Here is a 22,030-nt window from a genome sequence, read left to right as displayed (position 1 = left end):
GGTGAATACAGCATATGAATCAATTTGAGCAAATGATGTACGTTGGTGTCATCATGTCTATTGTACTATCTGTAATGATTTTAGGGTCCTTATATTATAATCCTCGACTTTCATTAACTGATTATCCGAAAGATATTCAAAAAGTAGTTTTTCCAAAATCGATTCATGAAAAAAAGCAAACCATTTATTTTAATATTTTATATAATACTATTCTTTTCGGTACTCCTTTCATTTCTACATATATACTACATAAGCATGAAAAATTAATGTATATGGATGCCTATTTACACACTTTTGGTATTTTAATGATTTTCAATTTAGTAGATTTACTTATAATTGATTGGCTAATTTTTTGCTGGATTACTCCAAGGTTTGTTGTGATTCCTAGTACGGAAGGTATGAAAGGATATAAAGATTATAAGTTTCATTTAAGAGGGGCTATTGTTGCTACTCAAATTTTAGCAATCGTAAGTTTATTTTTGGCGGGAATTGCCACAACTATTTAGTGTGAAGAAGGGTATGGAGCCTTTTATAAAAGATAAGGAGATTTATAATATATAGAATTAGAAATGAGAATTTGATAGTATTGGAGTAAGGAGTTTTAATAACAGTATATTAAACAATATTAATATACTGTTGCAAATGTTTTGATATTATGTAAAATTATACAATTTTACGGAGGCATTTGATAAAATTCAAAAAAATTTAATGGAGGTTAATATGAAAAAAGTAATTGGCGCAGCAACAGCAACTGTTTTTGGATTGGGAGCGTTTACCACAACTGCTACCGCAGAAACAATTGTAACAGCAGATGTACTTAACGTACGTGAAAAACCGACTACAGAATCAAAAGTGGTCGAAAAAGTAAAGAATGGGCAAGAGTTAAAAGTCATAAATACCGAAGATGGCTGGTCAAAAATTGAGTTGAATGGTAAAGAAGTGTTTGTAAGTTCGGAGTTTACAAAAGATGTATATCATGTAACGGCGAATTTGTTAAATGTACGCACTGAAGCAAACACGGATTCAGAAATTCTTGGCAGACTAAAAAAAGATGATGTAATTGAATCAACGCATCAAGTAAAAGACGGATGGCTGCAATTTGAGTATAAAGGAAAAACTGCTTATGCAAACGTTTCTTTCCTATCAAGTACAGCACCAACTGAAAAGAAAACTGAAGAGAAAACGAAGCAAGTAGCGAAAGTACAAAAATCAGTTAAAGAAAAGAAAGAAGTAAAGACGCAGAAAGTAGCAAAAGCGAAAGAAACAACGAAAGCACAAGAAATAGTAAAGCCTAAAGAAGAGTTAAAAGTCAAAGAAGAAGTAAAAGTTAAAAAAGAAGAGAAAGCGCAAGAAATAGTAAAGCCTAAAGAAGAGGTAAAAGTCAAAGAAGAAGTAAAAGTTAAAGAAGAACCGAAAGTGCAAGAAATAGTAAAGCCTAAAGAAGAAGCAAAAGTCAAAGAAGAAGTAAAAGCGCAAGAAATAGTAAAGCCTAAAGAAGAGGCAAAAGTCAAAGAAGAAGTAAAAGCGCAAGAAATAGTAAAGCCTAAAGAAGAGGAAAAAGTCAAAGAAGAACCGAAAGCGCAAGAAATAGTAAAAGCTAAAGAAGAAGAAAAAGCAAGAGAAATAGCAAAAGCTAAAGAAGAAGAAAAAGCAAGAGAAATAGCAAAAGCTAAAGAAGAAGAGAAGGCAAGAGAAATAGCAAAAGCTAAAGAAGAAGAGAAGGCAAGAGAAATAGCAAAAGCTAAAGAAGAAGAGAAGGCAAGAGAAATAGCAAAAGCTAAAGAAGAAGAGAAGGCAAGAGAAATAGCAAAAGCTAAAGAAGAAGAGAAGGCAAGAGAAATAGCAAAAGCTAAAGAAGAAGAGAAGGCAAGAGAAATAGCAAAAGCTAAAGAAGAAGAGAAGGCAAGAGAAATAGCAAAAGCTAAAGAAGAAGAGAAGGCAAGAGAAATAGCAAAAGCTAAAGAAGAAGAAAAAGCAAGAGAAATAGCAAAAGCTAAAGAAGAAGAAAAAGCAAGAGAAATAGCAAAAGCTAAAGAAGAAGAGAAGGCAAGAGAAATAGCAAAAACTAAAGAAGAAGAAAAAGCAAGAGAAATAGCAAAAGCTAAAGAAGAAGAGAGAGCGAAAGAAGCATCTAAAAACAACATACAGTCTGCTAAACGTGAATTAACGGTAGTAGCGACAGCGTATACTGCTGATCCAAGTGAAAATGGTACATATGGTGGACGCGTTTTAACTGCGATGGGGCATGATTTAACGGCAAATCCGAATATGAGAATTATCGCAGTTGACCCGAAAGTAATCCCATTAGGATCTAAAGTATGGGTAGAAGGTTATGGAGAAGCTATCGCTGGTGATACTGGAAGTGCAATTAAAGGTAATCGTATTGATGTTTTAATGGGTTCAAAAAGTAAAGCTATGAATTGGGGAAGACAAACTGTTAAAGTGAAAATTTTATAATAACAATAATTATCCAAATAGAAGTCAGTTCTCTTTATTGAGGCTGGCTTTTATTTTTTTAGTAGAAGGATAATAGGATTTTTAAATGGCTTATTACTAAATCTGTAATAAAACATAAAAATTAATTCTCTGTTTTGATTTAAAAGATGGGAGACTTGCTGAACTTAAAAGTAATGAACTAAATATTTTACCATTCGTTTCATGCTTGAACTGCGCGATGGTGTGGGAACCGCAATATTTTCAGTTAAGTGATGGAGGTAAAACAGTTCAAATCATACAGCAGCAAAATACAGAAGAATGGATAATGGAAGAGGAATATAAGTTACCAGTTTCATTACCAAAAACAACGGTAAAGCTTATAAATATGAAAAATGAAGATATACCTATAGATGAAGATAGTTACTGGGAAGCTTTTGACTTGTTCGGTTCTGAATATGTATGTAGATTATTAGGGGTACCGTTATATGATGATCTTCCAAAGGATTTGGCGTGTCCAACTTGTGCGAAAGAGATGAAATATGTTGCTACAATTACTCAAGATATTGAGGAACGTGGACTTATTTCAGTAGTTGATTTCCAGTTTGGGGAAATGAATATATACTATTATTTATGTATAGATTGTTTAATTATAAAAACTGAAATACAAAATACATAACAAGCCTAACATAATATGTTAGGCTTGTTTTTTGATCGCAACATCATTAAGAATTGCATCAAATATATCTTTTTGCGTAAAGTTATCTGTAAAAATAGTTTCTCTGGCAACCTTAATAGTATCGTGCGGATTATACCATTTTTGTAGGGAATCTTCACCAAATTCGTGTCGTTTGTCCCTTGTGTTATGTCGTCTAATAGTTTCCTCTAATGATAAATCAAAGTAATATGCAAATGCATTTTCATCAAAATAACGAATTAATTCTTTTAACATCTCACCATACCTATGACTGTTCAATATACCTTCTAAAATAACAAATTCACATTTTCCTTTTCCGTACTTCGTAATTTCAAATAGTAAATCATGTGATAAATTACCCATTGTGTCGTGTACTCTAAGCATATCTCTACGTACAATATCCTGTGATACTAAAAGTGTCCCTTGTCCGAAATGTTCTTGTAGTTGTTTTGCAATCGTTGTTTTACCACTTGCGGAGTTTCCTCTAAGAATGATTAAAGTGGATGTAAATATGGGATTAGACATAATGTATTCCCCCCAAACAGCATTAATTATATAGAAAATTTTAACAAATAAAGTAAGGAAAGTGTATAATCAATATGATGGATATTTAAGGAGGGGGTAAGATGGGGGATATATTAAAAAATGCACAACCTATATGGAAACGGACTTGGTTTCGTTATCTAGGGGCATTTTTTATTGTTCAGTTACTGTTTATTTTGTGTGAAATAACTGGGTGGGTACCAAACTTTAGGCCAGGCGGAGAGTTTTTTAATAGAATATTAAATTCTCAATTTTTCACTGAATGGTTCACACTCTATACAATCCCGCAATTTAACGTATTTACAGCATTTTTTGCGATTACATTACTACCATATGCATTAGTAGGTGCAATGAAAGATGTAACAGCAAGAAAAAATATAAAGGAATAATAGAGGTATAATATGCTTTTTCAAAAAGAAGGTTTATTGATTAGATACGTAATGGAAGATGATGCATCTATCATTTCTAAATGGTTAACGGACCCAGCAGTCCTGCGGTATTACGAAGGACGAGATAATCCGCAATCTGTAGAAAAGGTGCTTGATCATTTTATACATAGTCCAAACAGTAATGAAAAAAGATGTTTAATAGAATTTGATACCATTCCGATTGGTTACATACAAATGTATCCAGTGGATTCAGAGTGGAAAGCGTTATATGGCTATAAAGAATCACAAAATGTATGGGGTATGGACCAATTTATCGGTGAACCAGCCTATTGGGGAAAGGGAATTGGAACAAAACTCGTTCAGGCAGCAATTACATATATTATGGGTGAAATGGGAGCAGAAGCAATTGCAATGGATCCGAAAGTAAATAATGAACGGGCAATAAAGTGTTATGAAAAAAGTGGATTTAAAAAAGTAAAGATTTTAAAGGAACATGAGTTGCATGAGGGGAAATTAGAAGATTGTTGGATGATGGAATATAAACAATAATAATGGCTTATACAAACAAAGGGGGATGTGTGAAATGAAAAAAGCATTAATCGTAATTGATGTGCAAGCGGGTATGTATACAGCTGGAATGCCAGTACATAATGGGGGAAAGTTTTTACAAACACTGCAAGAGCTTATTAGGGAATGTCGTTCAAATGATATTCCAGTTATTTATATCCAACATAACGGTCCTAAAGACCATCCGTTAGAAAAAGGTACGGATGGATGGCGAATCCATGCGGCCATCGCTCCGCAAGAAGGAGATAATATAGTTGAAAAGACGACTCCAGATTCATTCCATAATACAAACTTAAGCGAAGTGTTACAAGAGAAAGGAATTGAACACGTTATTCTTTCGGGAATGCAAACAGAGTATTGTGTAGATACGACAACGCGCAGAGCATGTAGTGAAGGATATAAAGTAACGTTAGTGAGTGATGCACATAGTACATTTAATACAGAAGTGTTACGTGCTGAAGATATTGTGAAACATCATAACGCAGTATTGGGAGCGTTTGCGGATGTTGTTGAAGTAAAAGACTTAAAAGTGGCTGCCTCTAAATAAGAGGCAGTTTTCATTAGAAAAAATAGCGTCAAATATTGTTAGTAGGTCGGTATTTTGAAATAATCACTTATATAATTTCACGTACCATAATGAAAAAATACAAAAAAGGAGCACCACATAATTAAAAAGGGCGCTCCTGCATTAAAACGTTACTTTTTTTTATCTTTATCCAATATATTTTGTTCTTCAGCAAACTCTGTACCATATGCAAAGCGGCGATTAATACGAATGTTATCATTGTTGTGCCTTGTATGAGAGTTAGAGAAGCGATGAACGATTACTTCAGATAAAGTGAAGACGATGGCAGAAAGGATACTGCCCCATGCAATTTGCATATAGTTGTCTAATAAAATATTACCGAAAATCCATACGCTTAAATATGTTAATAAGAAATCCGACATAATGGCACCAGTATTGCCAATTCGATTTAAAATGATTTTATCAACGAACATGTAGGATACGATTGTAACAAAGAGACTGAATGAAATAATTTGAACAAACGTTGCAGGGAAAAATAAAGCAAGCCCAATGCTAAATGCGATAATACACGATATGAACTTGATAAGCACTACTGTGAAATCATTCAAAATTTACACCTCCGATTTATACATAGTTTTTCAATAAATTCTGGAGTTCATACATTATAACGGATTTATTTACATAAAACTTTTTCATGTTCGGAATTTAGTCTAAATATTATAAAAACAATGAAAAAATGTTATAGTAAAATGAGAGTGTATGACATTTTTAGGTAAGGGGGAATCCAGGATGTGGATTACTTCAGAAGTAGAAATTCCAGATGAGTTAATTGATCACCTTGAGCAAGGAAAGTTAGTATTATTTGTTGGAGCGGGAGTTTCTATGAAAGGGAAATCAAACTTACCGAATTTTGATGATTTAGTTGATGAAATTGCAAAAACGTTATATGTCGAAAAACGTGAAATAACAGAACCACATGATTATTATCTTGGTAAAATTGCGAAAACAAAAGATGTACATCAAGTCGCAAGAGATCTTGTTCATATAGAGAAATCAAAACCGAATCCATTGCATTATGCAATTCCAAGGCTATTTCCTTTAGATACAGATATCCGCATTGTAACAACAAATTTTGATCAACATTTTACAACAGCAATTAAAGAAATAAATAGAGATATCAATGTTTATTACGCTCCAGCTTTACCGACTGGGAGAGCTTTTAAAGGTCTTGCTTATATACATGGTAATGTAGAACAGGAGAAAGAGGCTTTAATTTTAACAGATGGTGATTTTGGAAGGGCTTACTTAACGGAAGGGTGGGCGAGAAGATTTTTAGTTGATCTATTCTCAAATTACACCGTTTTATTCATTGGATATAGTCATAATGACCCAGTAATGAAATATTTAGCAACTGGTTTACCACCAAGTACAAGACGATTTGCTTTTGTCGCACAAGGAGAAAATACGTACCACTGGGAACATTTAGGGATAAGACCAATTGTGTATCCGAATAAGGTGAATAATCATCAATCCCTCGTAAAAGCAGTAAAACGCTGGGCTGAATTAATGGGTGATAATTATATTACGAAAAGAATGCGTATTCGGGATATTGTAACGGTTCCCCCGTCAGTAGAACAGGAACAATTATCATACATAAAGCAATCGATTAAAAAAATTGAAACAGTACGTTACTTTGTGGAATTTGCTCATGATTATGAATGGGTCGAATGGTTAGAAGCAGAAGGTAAATTACAAAATTTGTTTATGCTTACGCCAAACTATAATGAAGTAGATGAATTACTTGCAGAATGGTTAGTGGAACAATTTCTTTTTAGTCATCAGAAAGAATTATTTCAATTAATTTATAAAAACTATTCTAAAATATCACCGTTATTATGGAGAACAATTTGTAACTACTTAAACGAAACGAAGAGTAAGATGGACCCGCTGTTGTTTGCAAGGTGGACACTCCTTTTATTAGAAACAGCTGAAAAAGATAGTAGCTCTATAGAAAAGATTTCTAAGTTACTGCAAAAATGTTCTTTTCCTGAGCATAAAGAAATTGCCTTATTGTTACTAACTTTTATTTTAGACGGAAAACTGAAGTTGAAACGTGTAAGAAAATGGGGGAATGATACGCAAGAATCAATAGAACTCGAGGAATCGAGTCGCTTACCAGTATCTACATTTTCTCATGTGGAGCAAATTTGGAACGAAAAGATGAGGCCATATATCGCTTATTATGCTGTTCCAATTATGATGATTGGATTAGAAAAATTGAGAATGTTGTCGTTAAGACAAACGGCACTGAAAAAAAGAAATAAGGAAAATGTAGAGAAAGAGTTTCATCAAAATGATCTTGCATTTTTAATACGAATTGTAAAAGAGTGTCTAACTTATTTATGCGAAAACAATGAGAAAAAAGCGGATTATTATATTACAGAAATGATAGAAGCAAATAGTGTACTTCAAAAGCGAATTGCAATTGATGCGATGAATAAAAATATTTTTGTTCGTGTAGATGACAAAATGAAATGGTTGTTACATGAAGGACTTCTTTTAGATTTCACTTATAAACACGAAGTTTTTCAACTTTTAAAAAGGCATTATGCACATTGTTTAGAAAAAACAAAAGAAGAAGTCACTCGAACTGTAATAAAGCATCTTACAGAAGAGAGGGTATTTGATGCATGTCTCGTATTAGACTTATTATTCAAGTGTGATTCGAATAGCCCATCTACGGCAAATGGGTATGAGTTAATGAAGCAAAAGCATCCTCATTTTCATTCTGAACGATACAGTGTACAAAAGAAAGAAGATACAGCAGAAAGAATTACTTGTAATGTAACTGCTGACGGATTATTGCAGCTGAAAGATGTTGAAATTATGAAGCAAGTTCAGCAATTTTCGCAAGATGGTGTTTTTGAACAACGCCATTTTTTAGAGATGTTATCAAAAGCATGTAAATTAAACACAGAATGGAGTATTTCATTTGCATACCAATTAGTAGGAGTGCAAGAAATAAGTAATGAAGTATGGTTTGTTTGTATTAGAGAATGGCGAAATAATCGAGGATTGACGAATGAGCAAATCCAAAAAATTATTCCGCTATTGCAGAAATTTGTTAGAAATACTGCTTTTCATTGGTTAATTAGTAGTTTTCTATATGAAATTAGTAATCGACTAGAAGAGTTAGAAGAGAACAGTATACGTGTTGTAAAACGATTTGCTTTTTCAGTGTTTCCTCAAGTTATGAAGAGTGATACAGACTTTAAGCTTGGGAAACAAGATTTTTATAATGAATCAATTCAGCATCCAGTTGGAAAAATGACGGCTGTATTATTAAAGTTGTTATCATATGATCATTTATACGATCGTAATGTATATGAATATTTATTTTTATTTGAAGAACAAGTAAGAGTTAATTCGGAACGAACAAACTTTATGTTTGCTCGTTTAATAGCAGATATTACATTTCTATATCATATTGAAAAACAATGGTGCCGAAAATATTTGTTACCATACTTAGATTTAAAAAAACAAAATGAGATTACGGAATATGCATGGGCCGGCTTATGTTACACGCAAATAAATTTACCTTTATTTACAGAAATGAAGCGATTTATTAAGTATGCGATAGAACATTTGGAAGTATTACATCCGCATACGAGAGAAGCTTTCTTGAAGTGGCTTAGCTTTGTATTTATTAAATGTGTACTATATTGGGAGCAAAAAACAAATTGGTTATACCCGTTACTCATACTAGAAAATGAAGAAAATAAAATTAAGTTTATGCAGTTTTTATGCTATTACGTCAAAACATTAAGTGTAAAAGAACAACAAAAGTTTTGGACAGCTTGGCTCAGCGTATTTTTGCGAGAACGACCAAAAATGGGTGAGATAACTGCGAGAGAATATGTGATGCTTTTACGTATTATTTTATACATGGATGAAATATTAGAAAAAGGATTATGTATTATGTCTCGTGCATTTTCAAGTGTACATGGTAAATGTACAGGTGAGGAAATGAAGCAGTTATTGATTGAAATGCTTCATAAAAAAGAAAGTATGAAAGCGCATAAAGAAATGTTTGCAAATGTGTTTTTTATTTTACTACAAACATGTCACGAAGCCGTTTTATTTGAAAAAGAAATCATACAAATAAAAGAATTATTAGTTCAGTATGAAGTAGAGGAATATGTTTTACATTTACTAGAAAATGAAATAATTCGCATAGGAATTGTAATGGGTGATTTACAAAAAGAATTATAGGACGAAAGTGGAATTTAAAAAAATATATAAAAAGTTGTTGACAGTGTTTTGAAAAGCGTTCTATAATACGAATCATACTTATTCAATTTCAAAAACATTTGAATAAACAAAGTGCAATGAAGAGATCACAGTAGTGGTTAGTCTTACTGTAACAGAGAGCTGGTGGTTGGTGTGAACCAGTACAGGGATAATCATGAATTACAGTCTTGGAGCATCTTTTTCGTAATAAAGATAGTTTGTCTTTATGAGGAAAAAGCGGTCAATTGATCGTTAACAGTGAAGAGAGGTAGACGGAAAGTTAGTCTACAACTAGGGTGGTACCGCGATAAATATCGTCCCTACTGATTTATTCAGTAGGGACTTTTTGTATTTTAGTGGTTCAACTTGAAAATTAAATAGTCATGCATTGAAAGGAAAAGCAGTAGTTGTTGTTTCCCTGTAACAGAGAGCTGGTGGTTGGTGCAAACCAGTACATAAACAAGAGCGAATTACAGTCCTGGAGCATCTTTTTCGTAGTAAAGATAGTATTGTCTTTATGAAGGGAAAGACGGTCAGATGATCGTTAACAATGAAGAGAGGTAGACGAAAGAAGTCTACAACTAGGGTGGTACCGCGATAAATATCGTCCCTACTGATTGAATCAGTAGGGCTTTTTTGTACAAAAAAGTGGGTTTTTAACTAGTAGTTCATGTCTTTGTACGAATTATTAGTTTAAAATAAGAAGAGGTATCGATTCCACTATAAATTTGTATAATTAGTCAGTTCAGAAAATAGAGAATTTTTTATTCTCTTACTATACTTTTAAAACATTAGAGGAGGATTTCCAAATGGCAAATCATGAATTAGATCAATTACGTAAACAGGTAGATGAAATTAACTTACAACTATTACACCTTTTAAACAAACGTGGTGAAATTGTTCAAAAAATTGGAGAGCAAAAGCAAGTACAAGGCACGAAACGCTTTGATCCAGTACGTGAGCGTGAAGTACTTGATATGATTGCAGAGCATAACGAAGGACCATTCGAAACATCAACAGTTCAACATATTTTCAAAACGATTTTCAAAGCAAGCTTAGAGTTACAAGAAGATGATAACCGTAAAGCGTTACTAGTATCACGTAAAAAGAAACAAGAAAATACAATTGTTGATGTAAAAGGTGAATTGATTGGAAACGGAACACAAACGTTCATCATGGGACCTTGTGCAGTAGAAAGTTTAGAACAAGTTCGTCAAGTAGGGCAAGCGATGAAAGACCAAGGCTTAAAATTAATGCGCGGTGGTGCATTCAAACCGAGAACTTCTCCATATGATTTCCAAGGTTTAGGAGTAGAAGGACTTCAAATTTTACGTCAAGTAGCAGACGAGTTTGATTTAGCAATTATTAGTGAAATTTTAAATCCGAACGATGTTGAAATGGCATTAGACTACGTTGATGTAATTCAAGTTGGCGCACGTAACATGCAAAACTTCGATTTATTACGAGCTGTAGGTAAAGTTAACAAACCAGTATTATTAAAACGTGGATTAGCAGCAACAATTGATGAGTTCATTAACGCAGCGGAATACATCATTGCGCAAGGTAACGATCAAATTATTCTTTGTGAGCGCGGTATCCGCACATACGAAAGAGCAACACGTAACACATTAGACATTTCTGCAGTACCAATTTTAAAGAAAGAAACACATTTACCAGTTATCGTTGATGTAACACATTCAACTGGACGCAGAGATTTATTATTACCAACAGCGAAAGCGGCACTTGCAATTGGCGCAGATGCAGTAATGGCTGAAGTTCATCCAGATCCAGCAGTTGCATTATCAGATTCTGCACAACAAATGGACATTCCAGAATTCCATAGATTCATGGATGAGTTAAACGGTTTCAAAAATAAATTATCTTAATTCCATATCATATATGCATTGAAGAGGAAACAGTAGTGCTTATCTAACTGTTAAAGAGAGCTGATGGTCGGTGTGAATCAGTACAAAGGTAAGCATGAATTACAGCCTTGGAGCATCTTTCCCGACAACTTTTGGAGGGTAAGACGGTCGAACGATCGTTAAAGAAGAAGAGAGGTAGACGAAAGAAGTCTACAACTAGGGTGGTACCGCGATAAACATCGTCCCTACTGAGCGCTCAGTAGGGACTTTTTTGTACAAAAAAATAGTAAAGGGGCAAGAGAAATGAGATACATTACAGCTGGAGAATCACATGGACCGCAGTTAACAGTTATTTTAGAAGGTGTACCAGCAGGTTTGACACTTACGGCGGAACATATTAATAAAGAATTATTAAGAAGACAAAAAGGTCATGGACGCGGAAGACGTATGCAAATTGAAACAGATACAGTTGAAATTGTAAGTGGTGTTCGTCACGGGATGACACTTGGATCACCGATTACGTTAATTGTAAAAAATGATGATTTCAAACATTGGACGAAAGTAATGGGTGCAGAGCCAATTTCGGAAAAAGAAAGTAAAGACATGAAACGTACAATTACAAAACCACGTCCCGGACATGCAGATTTAAATGGAGCAATTAAATATGGTCATCGTGATATAAGAAACGTATTAGAGCGGTCATCTGCAAGAGAAACGACAGTTCGTGTAGCTGCTGGTGCAGTTGCAAAACAAATTTTAAGCGAATTAGGCGTGGGAATTGCAGGACATGTTCTTGAAATTGGTGGAGTAAAAGCAAAACATATTTCAAACTTATCAATTGAAGAAATTCAAACAATTACTGAAAACTCACCAGTTCGATGTTTAGATAAAGAAGTAGAGCAAGAAATGATGAATGCGATTGACAACGCAAAAAGTAGTGGAGATTCAATCGGTGGTATTGTGGAAGTCATTGCAGAAGGTATGCCGATTGGCGTTGGTAGTTACGTTCATTACGATCGTAAATTAGATGCAAAACTTGCTGGTGCAATTATGAGTATAAATGCATTTAAAGGTGCTGAAATCGGCGTAGGTTTTGAAGCGGCACGACAACCAGGAAGCAAAGTGCATGATGAAATTCTGTGGGATGAAAAAAAAGGATACACGAGAAAAACGAATAATGCCGGCGGTTTAGAAGGCGGTATGACAACAGGTATGCCAATTATCGTAAGAGGCGTGATGAAGCCAATTCCTACTTTATACAAACCGTTAGCAAGCGTTGATATTGATACGAAAGAAGCATTCCAAGCGAGTATTGAAAGATCTGATAGTTGCGCAGTACCAGCAGCGGGTGTAGTAGCTGAATCTGTTGTGGCATGGGAACTTGCAGATGCACTAGTCGAACAATTCGGAAAAGATCGTATGGAATTATTAAAACAAAACATTATGCAACACAATAACTACGCAAAAGAATTTTAATAAAAAGGTGGGTTTAACGTGCAAGTAAAAGATCAACTATCATCATTACAACCATATAAACCAGGTAAATCACCAGAACAAATGAAAGAAGTGTACGGAGATCATTCGTTTGTGAAATTAGCATCGAATGAAAATCCATTTGGTTGTTCACCGAGAGTTTTAGAAGAGTTGCAAAACTCTTGGTTGGAACATGCTTTATATCCTGACGGAGGTGCTACAACGCTCCGTCAAACAATCGCAGATAAGTTGCATGTGCAAATGGAACAAGTACTTTGTGGTAGTGGTTTAGATGAAATCATTCAAATGATAAGCCGCGCCGTATTACGAGCGGGAGATAACATTGTAACAGCAGGTGCAACATTCCCGCAGTACCGCCATCATGCGATTATTGAAGGGTGTGAAGTGAAAGAAATTCCTTTAAATAAAGGTGTATACGATTTAGACGAAATTTCGTCAGCGGTAAATAATAATACGAAAATCGTATGGATTTGTAATCCAAACAACCCGACGGGCACATATGTGAATGAGCAAAAATTAACTCAATTTATTGAAGGCATTAGTGAAAATACGTTAATTGTCATTGATGAAGCGTACTATGAATACGTAACAGCAAAAGATTTCCCTGAGACATTACCGCTTTTAGAAAAACATAAAAACATTCTTGTACTTAGAACGTTTTCTAAAGCATACGGATTAGCTTCTTTCCGCGTTGGATATGCGATCGGACAGGAAGAGCTAATTGAGAAATTAAATGTCGTACGTTTACCATTTAACGTATCTTCATTAGCGCAAAAAGCAGCGACGATTGCTTTTGGTGATGACGAGTTTATTAAAGAAATAGTTCACATGAATACAGAAGGGTTACAGCAATACGAGAGTTTCTGTAAGGAAAACGGTATACCATTTTATTCGTCACAAACTAATTTCATCTTCTTACCGGTAGATAATGCTGGAGAGATTTATGAAGCTTGTGCACATGCAGGATTTATTATTCGTCCGTTCCCGAATGGTGTCCGTATTACAGTTGGAACAAGGGAGCAAAATGAAGGAGTGATTTCAGTGTTAAAACAACACTTTGAAAATAAAAAAAATAAGTCTCGAGATGAGGCAAATGCGTAAAAAGGTAGTATTAATTGGAACAGGTTTAATAGGAGGCTCTCTCGCATTAGCAATTAAGAAAGAGCACGATGTAACGATAACAGGGTACGATATATTTAAAGAGCAAGTAGAGCGTGCAAAAGAATTACACGTAGTAGATGAAATAGGAGTTGATTTACAGCGTGCATGTGAAGAGGCACATTTAATTGTTTTTGCTTCTCCAGTTGAAGAAACGAAGAAGCTATTACACAAACTTGCGTCATTCCGTTTACGAGAAGATGTTATAGTGACTGATGTTGGTAGTACAAAAGGGTCTATTATGAACGAAGCGGAAGCTTTATTTTCAAAGGATGTTTCTTTCATTGGTGGACATCCGATGGCGGGTTCTCATAAAACGGGAGTTGAAAGTGCAAAGGCACATTTATTTGAAAATGCATTTTACATTTTAACACCGATGAATCACGTGCCAAATAAACAAGTGGAAGACCTTAAAGTATGGTTAAAAGGAACAGGGTCACATTTTCTTGTTTTAAATACGGAAGAACATGATTATGTAACAGGGATCGTTAGTCATTTTCCGCACCTTATCGCAGCAGGTTTAGTAAAGCAAGTTGAGAAACATGCAGGAGATAATCCGCTCATTCATCAACTAGCTGCTGGAGGTTTCAAAGACATTACACGTATCGCATCTAGTAGTCCAAAAATGTGGAGTGATATTGTAAAGCAAAATCGAGAGCATTTAATGGTATTATTAAAAGAGTGGATCTCTGAAATGGAAGATTTATATAAAACAGTTTCTACCGGAGATGCAGGCGAGATTCAAAACTATTTTGCAGATGCGAAAGAATACCGTGATTCTTTACCAGTAAGAAAGAGAGGGGCAATTCCTGCCTATCACGACTTATACGTCGATGTATTAGATAAGGTGGGGGCATTGGCTCATATTACGAGTATTTTAGCGCGCGAGGAAATTAGTATTACGAACTTGCAAATATTAGAAGCGCGTGAAGGACTGCTTGGGGTATTACGTATTAGCTTCCAAAGGGAAGAAGATCGTATGAAAGCAAAGCTAGCGCTTGGAGAAGAAGAATACCAAACTTATGAAACAATTTAAATGAGAAGGTGAAAAACGTGAAAGAAAGAACAATACAACCCGTTAATAACGGATTGAATGGTAATATTACAATCCCAGGTGATAAATCCATTTCACACCGTGCTGTTATGTTCGGTTCTATTGCAGAAGGGAAAACAACAATTAAAGGTTTCTTGCCCGGTGCAGACTGTTTAAGTACGATTTCATGTTTTAAAGAAATGGGAGTAGAAATTACGCAAAACGGTGATGAGGTTACTGTAGTTGGTAAAGGATTAGAAGGTTTACAAGAACCGAAAGCTGTATTAGATGTTGGTAATTCTGGTACAACAATCCGATTAATGTCAGGTATATTAGCTAACACACCATTTTTCTCTTGCGTACAAGGTGATGAATCTATCGCAAAAAGACCGATGAAGCGTGTAACAAACCCATTAAAACAAATGGGCGCAAACATAGACGGCCGAGAAGAAGGAACATTTACACCGTTAACAATACGTGGCGGAGATTTAAAAGCAATTGAATATATTTCTCCTGTTGCAAGTGCACAAGTAAAGTCGGCTATTTTACTTGCAGGTCTTCGTGCAGAAGGTGTAACAGTTGTTACAGAACCACATATTTCACGCGACCATACGGAAAGAATGCTTGAAGCATTTGGTGTTAAAGTAACTCGCGAAGGGAAAACAGTGAAGCTGTCAGGTGGACAAAAATTAACAGCAACAGACATTCAAGTGCCAGGTGACGTATCATCAGCAGCGTTTTTCTTAGTAGCAGGTGCAATCATCCCAAATAGTAAACTAGTATTACAAAATGTAGGAATGAATCCAACCCGTACAGGTATTATTGATGTTTTAGAAAAAATGGGTGCTACGTTCACTGTAGATCTAATTAACGAAGAGGCATCAGAACCAGCTGCAAATATTACAATCGAAACATCTTCATTAAAAGGAATTGAAATTGGCGGAGATATTATCCCTAGATTAATCGATGAGATTCCTGTAATCGCATTAGCGGCAACGCAAGCAGAAGGAATTACAGTAATTAAAGATGCACACGAATTAAAAGTAAAAGAAACAAACCGTATTGATACAGTCGTTGCTGAGTTAACGAAACTAGGAGCTCGCATAGAAGCAACTGATGACGGTATGATCATTTACGGAAAATCAGCTCTAAAAGGCAATACAGTAAATAGTTATGGTGATCACCGTATCGGAATGATGCTTGCAATTGCTGGCTGTTTGGCAGAAGGAAAAACAATTATTGAAGATGCAGAAGCAGTAGGTGTATCATATCCTACATTCTTTGACGAACTTCAAAAGTTAGCTAAATAAAAAGGGTGGAAAGCAGATACGTGATGTATCTGCTTTTTTTGTTAAAACGTCCTTGTAATTTCACTTATCGAACTATAATAGTAAGAATTATGATACAATTCAAACAGAGAATGGAGGAGAATTATATGAATGTCATACAATTAAAAGAAGATCAGTTTAGAGAAGCATTACGTTTATCAGAATACGCTTTTCAATATAAAGTAGATGAGGAACGATTACAGCAGCAACTTACAAAAATGAAGGAAAGTCATGAAATATACGGCATTATGGAAGGGGAAGACTTAGCTGCAAAACTACACCTCATCCCGTTTCATATTTACATAGGTAAAGAAAAATTTAAAATGGGTGGCGTTGCAGGAGTAGCGACGTATCCAGAGTACAGAAGAAGTGGGTATGTAAAAGAGCTACTTCAACATTCACTTCAAACAATGAAAAAAGATGGCTTTACAGTCTCTATGTTACATCCATTTGCTGTTTCGTTTTACCGTAAATACGGCTGGGAACTTTGTGCGAATCTACTCAAATGTCATATAAGTAAGAGTGATTTAGTGATGAAAAAACAAGTAAATGGTACTGTGAAACGTTTTAATAAAGAAAATCATCCAGAAGAAGTCGAGAAGCTCTATGAAGCATTTGCAGAACGTTTTTCATGTATGTTAGTTCGAGAGAAGAACTGGTGGTTACAAGCGGTTTATGATGATTTAACATTAGCGATTTACTATGATGAAAATAAAAAGGCAGCAGGTTACATGTTATACAAAATAGAAAACTATAAAATGACAGTAGAAGAATTTGTACCACTGCATAATGAAGCACGAAATGGTCTGTGGAACTTTATTTGTCAGCATGATTCTATGATTAAAGAAATTGAAATGACAGTAAGTGAAAGCGAACCGTTATTATATTCATTGCAAGAGCCGCGCGTGAAGACAGAAATAAAACCATATTTTATGGGAAGAATTGTAGATGTAGAGCAGTTCTTAAAACAATATGAGTTGAATTGGAGCAATGTACAGCAAGAAGTGATCCTAAACATTACAGACGCATTTGCTCCGTGGAATAACATAACAGTGAGACTTGCAAATCATGAAATAACAATAATAAAAGAAAAAACAATAGATAAAGGCATCAAACTGGATATAAACGAGTTATCTACAATAATGTTCGGCTATAAACGTCCGTTACAACTGAATGAATTAGAATTAATTAGCGGAAGTGAAGAGGAAATACAAGCGTTTGAGAAAATAGTTCCGGTACGAGAAGCATTTATTTATGATTTCTTTTAAGTTTTCAATAGAAAATTGGGCTGCCCAAAAACAATTTTTGGGACAGCTTTCTCTTTGGTTGTCGGTAAGTCGATATATCCTGAAAATCGCTGATATAATTGGAGATGCGCCGATATATTCTGAAAATCGCTGATATAATTAGACTTGCGCTGATATATTCTAATAATCGTTGATATAATTTTTTCACTAAAACGTAACTATACTTTGTCACGCACTTGACTTTTAATCCATGTAATTTATAATTAAAAACGGAATGAATTTTCATTCCTGGAAATAGAGGTGGAAAAAATGGCTAAAAACAAACAAGAGGATATTTTTGATGCTGCGATGCAACTTTTTGCAGAGCGTGGTTACGATGGTACGACAATTCCAATGATCGCTGAAAAGGCAAAAGTCGGTGCGGGTACTATTTATCGCTATTTTGAAAATAAAGAGGCACTTGTTAACTCATTATTTTCAAAAAGTATGTTACAGCTTTCTGAAATAATAAAAACAGATTTTCCTGTTGAAGCAAATATTCGTGAACAGTTTAGTCATACGTACAACCGTTTATTTGAATTTGCGAGAAACAATGTAGATGCTTTTTTATTTACAAATTCTCACTGTGATAGTTATTTTCTTGATGAACAGAGTAAGAAAATATTTGATGATTTTATAGGCTTCTTTATGAATATTATTGAAGATGGAATCGCAAAAGGTTTTCTTCGTCCATTGCCTCCAGTTGCTTTAATTATTATTGTATATCAACCGCTAGAAAAATTAACGAAAGTAATTGCAACAGGGCAATTAGAATACTCGAAAGAGTTAGTAAAAGAATTAGAAGAAAGCTCTTGGAACGCTATTAGAATCATTTGATTCTATAGCTTTATAAGGAAAGGAATGAATATTCATTCCTAAATAGATTTAAAAAATGAGAGTAGGAAAGGATGTTTGTGTAACTAAGGGAATGAACATTCATTCCGGAAAGACTAGTTTAATAGAATTTACAAAATAATGTAATAGAACAATAGGAATGAACGTTCATTCCGTTACTAACGTGAAACTTTCAAAACGGGAGATGATTCAAATGAGCAAGTTAAAAAGTTGGAGAAGTTTATCTTTTCTATTATGGATAGTTATTACTATTACAATGGTCGTAACGATGCCTAATATGGATCAATTAGTGAAAGAAAAAGGGAAAATTACAATCCCTAATACAAAGCAAAGCAGTATTGCTGACAAGATGATGAAAGAGATGGATAAAGAAGGGGTTGAAAAGTATGAAATTATAGCCGTTTTTAATAGTGGCAATAAGGCAGCTTTAACAGATGAACAAAAAAAGGAAATAACAAAAACAATCAACGCCCTGCAAAATGAAAAAGAGCAATTAGGAATTAAGGAAGTTGTTTCACATTTAGACAATAAAGACTTGGAGAAACAATTAGTTTCTAAAGATAATACGACTATTTTAACGCAAATATCGATAGATAAAAAACATGGTGAAATATCAAAAGTTTCAAATAATCTTCATGAAAAAGTGCAAACGAAAGGGGTAAAAACGTATTTAACAGGAAGTGACTTAATAGCGGGTGATTTTCTTAAATCCTCTCAAGAGGGAGTGAAAAAGACAGAAGTTATTTCAATCATTTTCATTCTTGTAGTATTAATCCTCGTATTCCGTTCACCAGTTGTTCCAATTGTTTCTCTTCTTACAGTTGGTATATCGTATTTAGTTTCAATGGGGATTATTGCCCAGCTTGTAGATCAATTTAATTTTCCATTCTCAAACTTTACACAAGTGTTCGTAGTCGTCGTCCTGTTTGGGGTAGGAACAGATTATAACATTTTATTATATACGAGGTTTAAAGAAGAATTAAGTAAACAAGAAAATGCATTTTTAGCTACGAAAGAAACATTCAAATCAGCAGGTAAAACTGTATTATATAGCGGAATAGCGGTGCTAATTGGTTTTGCATCACTTGCTTTAGCAAGTTTTAAATTATATCAATCGACTTCAGCGGTAGCAATTGGTGTTTTAGTATTATTACTCGTATTAACGACTTTAAATCCATTTTTCATGGTGCTTTTAGGAAAAGGAATGTTTTATCCAGTTAAAACATTTAAAGGTCATGAGGATAGTCGCTTATGGGGATTCTTTGCGAAAAACTCAGTAGCAAGGCCATTTGTCGCTTTAATCATCGTATTCGTAATATCGATTCCTTTCGTATTAAAATACTCTAATACACTTAATTACAATGATTTATTTGAAGTGGATAATAAGTATGAATCCAAGATGGGTATTAACGTAATAGAGGATCATTTTCCGCCTGGTTTCTCTTCACCGAGTACATTAGTCATTCAATCTGATAAAAAGCTGGATGAAGGAACTTCTCTACAAATTTTAGACGAATTAACTGATAAAATTTCGAAAGTTAAAGGTGTGTCAGAAGTATATGCACCAACACGTCCAACTGGTGAGAAGATAAAAGAATTATATTTAAATAAGCAAGCGGGAGAATTGAATACAGGATTAGGAGATGCCGATGGTGGCATAAAGGAAATTAATGATGGATTAACAGATGCGAAAAATAAAATGGGAAGTAATGATTCAAATAGTCTTGCGAATGTTCAAAAATTAATTGATGGAACGAACGAGGCGAAAAACGGGGTATCAGCATTAGGAACAGCTTTACATCAATTATCAAATGGCATAAACGACGGTGCACAAGGAGCACAGCAAATTGAGAGTGGTTTAGCTTCAGTAAACGAAAATATAAATGTTCTATCTAATGCAACGTCGCAGCTGCATGCTGGTTATGCACAGTTAGAAAAAGGTTTAAACTCTTACGATCAATTCTTCGGAAGTATTTTTCAAGCGATTGATGGTGCGAAAAAGGGATATGAACAAATTGAAATGTTAATGACCAATTTCGTTCAAACGAAACCAGAATTAGCGAATGATCCAAACATACAACAAACGATAGGAATTGCTAAAGAGGCTCAAAAGAAATTAAGCGTACTTTCAAATGAATTAAATCAATTAGCAACACAGCACAAAACGGCGATGAGTTCATTTAAAGAAGCGAATCAATCGTTACTGAAAGTGGATAACGGCTTAAAAGAAATGAGCAATGGAGTTAATAAGTTACAAAAGGGAGCAGCCGATCTTAAAAATGGATTAAATGAAGGTTCTTCAGGTTCAAAACAAATTGCAAATAAATCAGTTGAGTTACAATCTGGATTAACGAAAATAAACGATGGGCAAGGACAACTTTTAACGGGCCTTAAAGACCTGCAAGAAAAGATGGGGCAATTACAATCCGGTTTATCTAAAAGTACAGAAGGGCTTGGAAAAGTAAGTAATGGCCTGCATGACGCACAAAAATATTTAGGGGAGCTCAATGAATCGAAGAGCTCTGAGAAGTTTTATATTCCAAAAGAAGTGCTAGAGGGAGAGGATTTCCAAAAAGCATTGAACACGTACATGTCACAGGATAGAAAAATTGCTAAAATGACTATCATTTTAGATGTAAATCCGTATTCAAAAGAAGCGATGCCAATTATTCAAGAAATCAATAAAACAATCGATGGCACTGTAAAGGGAACGGAATTACATGATGCGAAAACAGCAATTGGCGGAACAACAGCTAGAAACGTTGATTTAAAAGAAGTAACAGGGCAAGATTTCTTACGTACAGCTACAATTATGTTAATTGGAATTGCGATTGTATTAATCGTAATTACACGCTCATTACTAAACACAATATTTATTATTGGCTCATTACTATTAGCGTACTTCGCATCACTCGGTATAAGCGAACAAATTAGTGCACATGTATTACATGTAGATTCATTAAGCTGGAATGTTCCATTCTTTAGCTTCATTATGATTGTCGCTTTAGGAGTGGATTATAGTATTTTCGTAATGATGCGCTATAACGAGATAGAAGGGGATTCGGTAACGAAAATTGTAACTGCATCTCGTCATATGGGAGGAGTTGTATTATCAGCGGCGCTAATTTTAGGCGGGACATTTGCAGCATTAATTCCATCAGGTGTATTAACACTTATACAAGTTGCATCAGTAGTTGGCGTTGCACTTCTTCTATTAGCTTTAATTGTGATGCCGATATTATTACCGGCGTTAATAGGGTTAACGAGTAAAATGAAGAGTTACAAAGAGAAAATAATAAATACGAAATAAGAAGAGACTGTAGGGAATGATTTCTCTACAGTTTTTTCGGTATATAATATTTCAGATGAAAATGAATCCGATATATTACAGAATGAGCAGTGAAAGGTTATATGAGAAAGAGGTCGATGATATACATACAATAGCTAGGGGAATGGACAAAAACTATCCGATTTCATTGTAGAAAGGTAATCAACCGTTGCTATTCATCCAGCTTCTACTATATAATAGCTATAGTCTACAATAATTGAGTCGTAATATGCGATTT

16 protein-coding genes, 1 pseudogene and 3 other annotated features are annotated in these 22,030 nt (G+C 34.5%); of the genes and pseudogenes, 15 read left to right on the top strand and 2 right to left on the bottom strand.

Annotation, left to right across the window (positions count from 1 at the left end):
- Positions 1–14 precede the first annotated feature (14 nt).
- The 3 genes and pseudogenes from ES895_RS15420 to ES895_RS15410 form a co-directional block, all read left to right on the top strand.
- Positions 15–506 carry a hypothetical protein gene (locus tag ES895_RS15420; RefSeq protein WP_001071234.1) on the top strand — a complete coding sequence of 164 codons (492 nt, stop codon included), beginning with the start codon at positions 15–17 and terminating at the stop codon, positions 504–506.
- Between the two features lie 214 nt (positions 507–720).
- The gene (gene entB, locus ES895_RS29975; RefSeq protein ID WP_135238463.1) at positions 721–2,457 is read left to right on the top strand and encodes a cell wall-binding protein EntB; all 1,737 of its coding nucleotides are present in this window, start codon (positions 721–723) and stop codon (positions 2,455–2,457) included.
- A 124-nt stretch (positions 2,458–2,581) separates the two neighbouring features.
- Positions 2,582–3,112, top strand: a pseudogene (locus tag ES895_RS15410) (hypothetical protein); the annotation flags it as partial.
- Positions 3,113–3,130: 18 nt separating this feature from the next.
- Here ES895_RS15410 and ES895_RS15405 read toward each other — a convergent pair.
- Positions 3,131–3,655 carry a kinase gene (locus tag ES895_RS15405; protein WP_000070079.1) on the bottom strand — a complete coding sequence of 175 codons (525 nt, stop codon included), beginning with the start codon at positions 3,653–3,655 and terminating at the stop codon, positions 3,131–3,133.
- A gap of 101 nt (positions 3,656–3,756) precedes the next feature.
- Between ES895_RS15405 and ES895_RS15400 the strand changes: the two genes are divergently transcribed.
- From ES895_RS15400 to ES895_RS15390, 3 genes are read left to right on the top strand one after another with little or no spacing between them, the layout of a single operon-like run.
- The gene (locus ES895_RS15400) at positions 3,757–4,062 is read left to right on the top strand and encodes a YfzA family protein (protein WP_000502342.1); all 306 of its coding nucleotides are present in this window, start codon (positions 3,757–3,759) and stop codon (positions 4,060–4,062) included.
- 12 nt (positions 4,063–4,074) lie between these two features.
- Positions 4,075–4,611, top strand: coding sequence for a GNAT family N-acetyltransferase (locus tag ES895_RS15395; protein WP_000898772.1), 537 nt, complete (start codon positions 4,075–4,077; stop codon positions 4,609–4,611).
- 34 nt (positions 4,612–4,645) lie between these two features.
- Positions 4,646–5,176, top strand: coding sequence for a cysteine hydrolase family protein (locus ES895_RS15390; RefSeq protein WP_000709540.1), 531 nt, complete (start codon positions 4,646–4,648; stop codon positions 5,174–5,176).
- Between the two features lie 149 nt (positions 5,177–5,325).
- Here the strand turns inward: ES895_RS15390 and ES895_RS15380 are convergent, their stop codons facing one another.
- Entirely contained in the window at positions 5,326–5,763 is a 438-nt protein-coding gene (locus tag ES895_RS15380; RefSeq protein WP_000997702.1) for a YndM family protein, read from the bottom strand.
- Between the two features lie 181 nt (positions 5,764–5,944).
- On the opposite strand from ES895_RS15380, the gene ES895_RS15375 reads away from it, so the two are divergent.
- The 9 genes from ES895_RS15375 to ES895_RS15335 all read left to right on the top strand — a co-directional run bounded on the left by ES895_RS15375 (position 5,945) and on the right by ES895_RS15335 (position 21,774).
- Complete coding sequence (locus ES895_RS15375) at positions 5,945–9,427, top strand: DUF4020 domain-containing protein (RefSeq protein WP_000265207.1); 3,483 nt, start codon at positions 5,945–5,947, stop codon at positions 9,425–9,427.
- Between the two features lie 107 nt (positions 9,428–9,534).
- Positions 9,535–9,770: a binding site (T-box leader), on the top strand.
- Between the two features lie 54 nt (positions 9,771–9,824).
- Positions 9,825–10,060, top strand: a binding site (T-box leader).
- Between the two features lie 194 nt (positions 10,061–10,254).
- Positions 10,255–11,331, top strand: a complete 1,077-nt coding sequence (locus ES895_RS15370) for a bifunctional 3-deoxy-7-phosphoheptulonate synthase/chorismate mutase (RefSeq protein WP_135238462.1) — start codon at positions 10,255–10,257, stop codon at positions 11,329–11,331.
- Positions 11,332–11,340: 9 nt separating this feature from the next.
- Positions 11,341–11,560: a binding site (T-box leader), on the top strand.
- Positions 11,561–11,613: 53 nt separating this feature from the next.
- The gene (gene aroC, locus ES895_RS15365) at positions 11,614–12,786 is read left to right on the top strand and encodes a chorismate synthase (RefSeq protein WP_001269429.1); all 1,173 of its coding nucleotides are present in this window, start codon (positions 11,614–11,616) and stop codon (positions 12,784–12,786) included.
- Positions 12,787–12,804: 18 nt separating this feature from the next.
- Positions 12,805–13,905, top strand: coding sequence for a histidinol-phosphate transaminase (gene hisC / locus ES895_RS15360; RefSeq protein WP_001197276.1), 1,101 nt, complete (start codon positions 12,805–12,807; stop codon positions 13,903–13,905).
- Complete coding sequence (gene tyrA / locus ES895_RS15355; RefSeq protein WP_001228131.1) at positions 13,898–14,998, top strand: prephenate dehydrogenase; 1,101 nt, start codon at positions 13,898–13,900, stop codon at positions 14,996–14,998. The genes hisC and tyrA overlap by 8 nt, the downstream gene beginning before the upstream one ends.
- Before the next feature lie 17 nt (positions 14,999–15,015).
- Complete coding sequence (aroA, locus tag ES895_RS15350; RefSeq protein WP_000664634.1) at positions 15,016–16,305, top strand: 3-phosphoshikimate 1-carboxyvinyltransferase; 1,290 nt, start codon at positions 15,016–15,018, stop codon at positions 16,303–16,305.
- Positions 16,306–16,430: 125 nt separating this feature from the next.
- Positions 16,431–17,591, top strand: a complete 1,161-nt coding sequence (locus ES895_RS15345; protein ID WP_001100934.1) for a GNAT family N-acetyltransferase — start codon at positions 16,431–16,433, stop codon at positions 17,589–17,591.
- 288 nt (positions 17,592–17,879) lie between these two features.
- A complete protein-coding gene (locus ES895_RS15340; protein ID WP_001107303.1) occupies positions 17,880–18,446 on the top strand; it encodes a TetR/AcrR family transcriptional regulator in 567 nt (188 codons plus the stop codon).
- A 211-nt stretch (positions 18,447–18,657) separates the two neighbouring features.
- A complete protein-coding gene (locus ES895_RS15335; protein ID WP_135238461.1) occupies positions 18,658–21,774 on the top strand; it encodes an MMPL family transporter in 3,117 nt (1,038 codons plus the stop codon).
- The last annotated feature ends 256 nt before the right edge of the window (positions 21,775–22,030 follow it).

The organism is Bacillus sp. 007/AIA-02/001, assembly GCF_004634455.1.
In the GTDB taxonomy this organism is placed as follows: domain Bacteria; phylum Bacillota; class Bacilli; order Bacillales; family Bacillaceae_G; genus Bacillus_A; species Bacillus_A cereus.
Note: the sequence above shows the minus strand (reverse complement) of the source record. Positions and strands in the feature narration are given on the sequence as shown.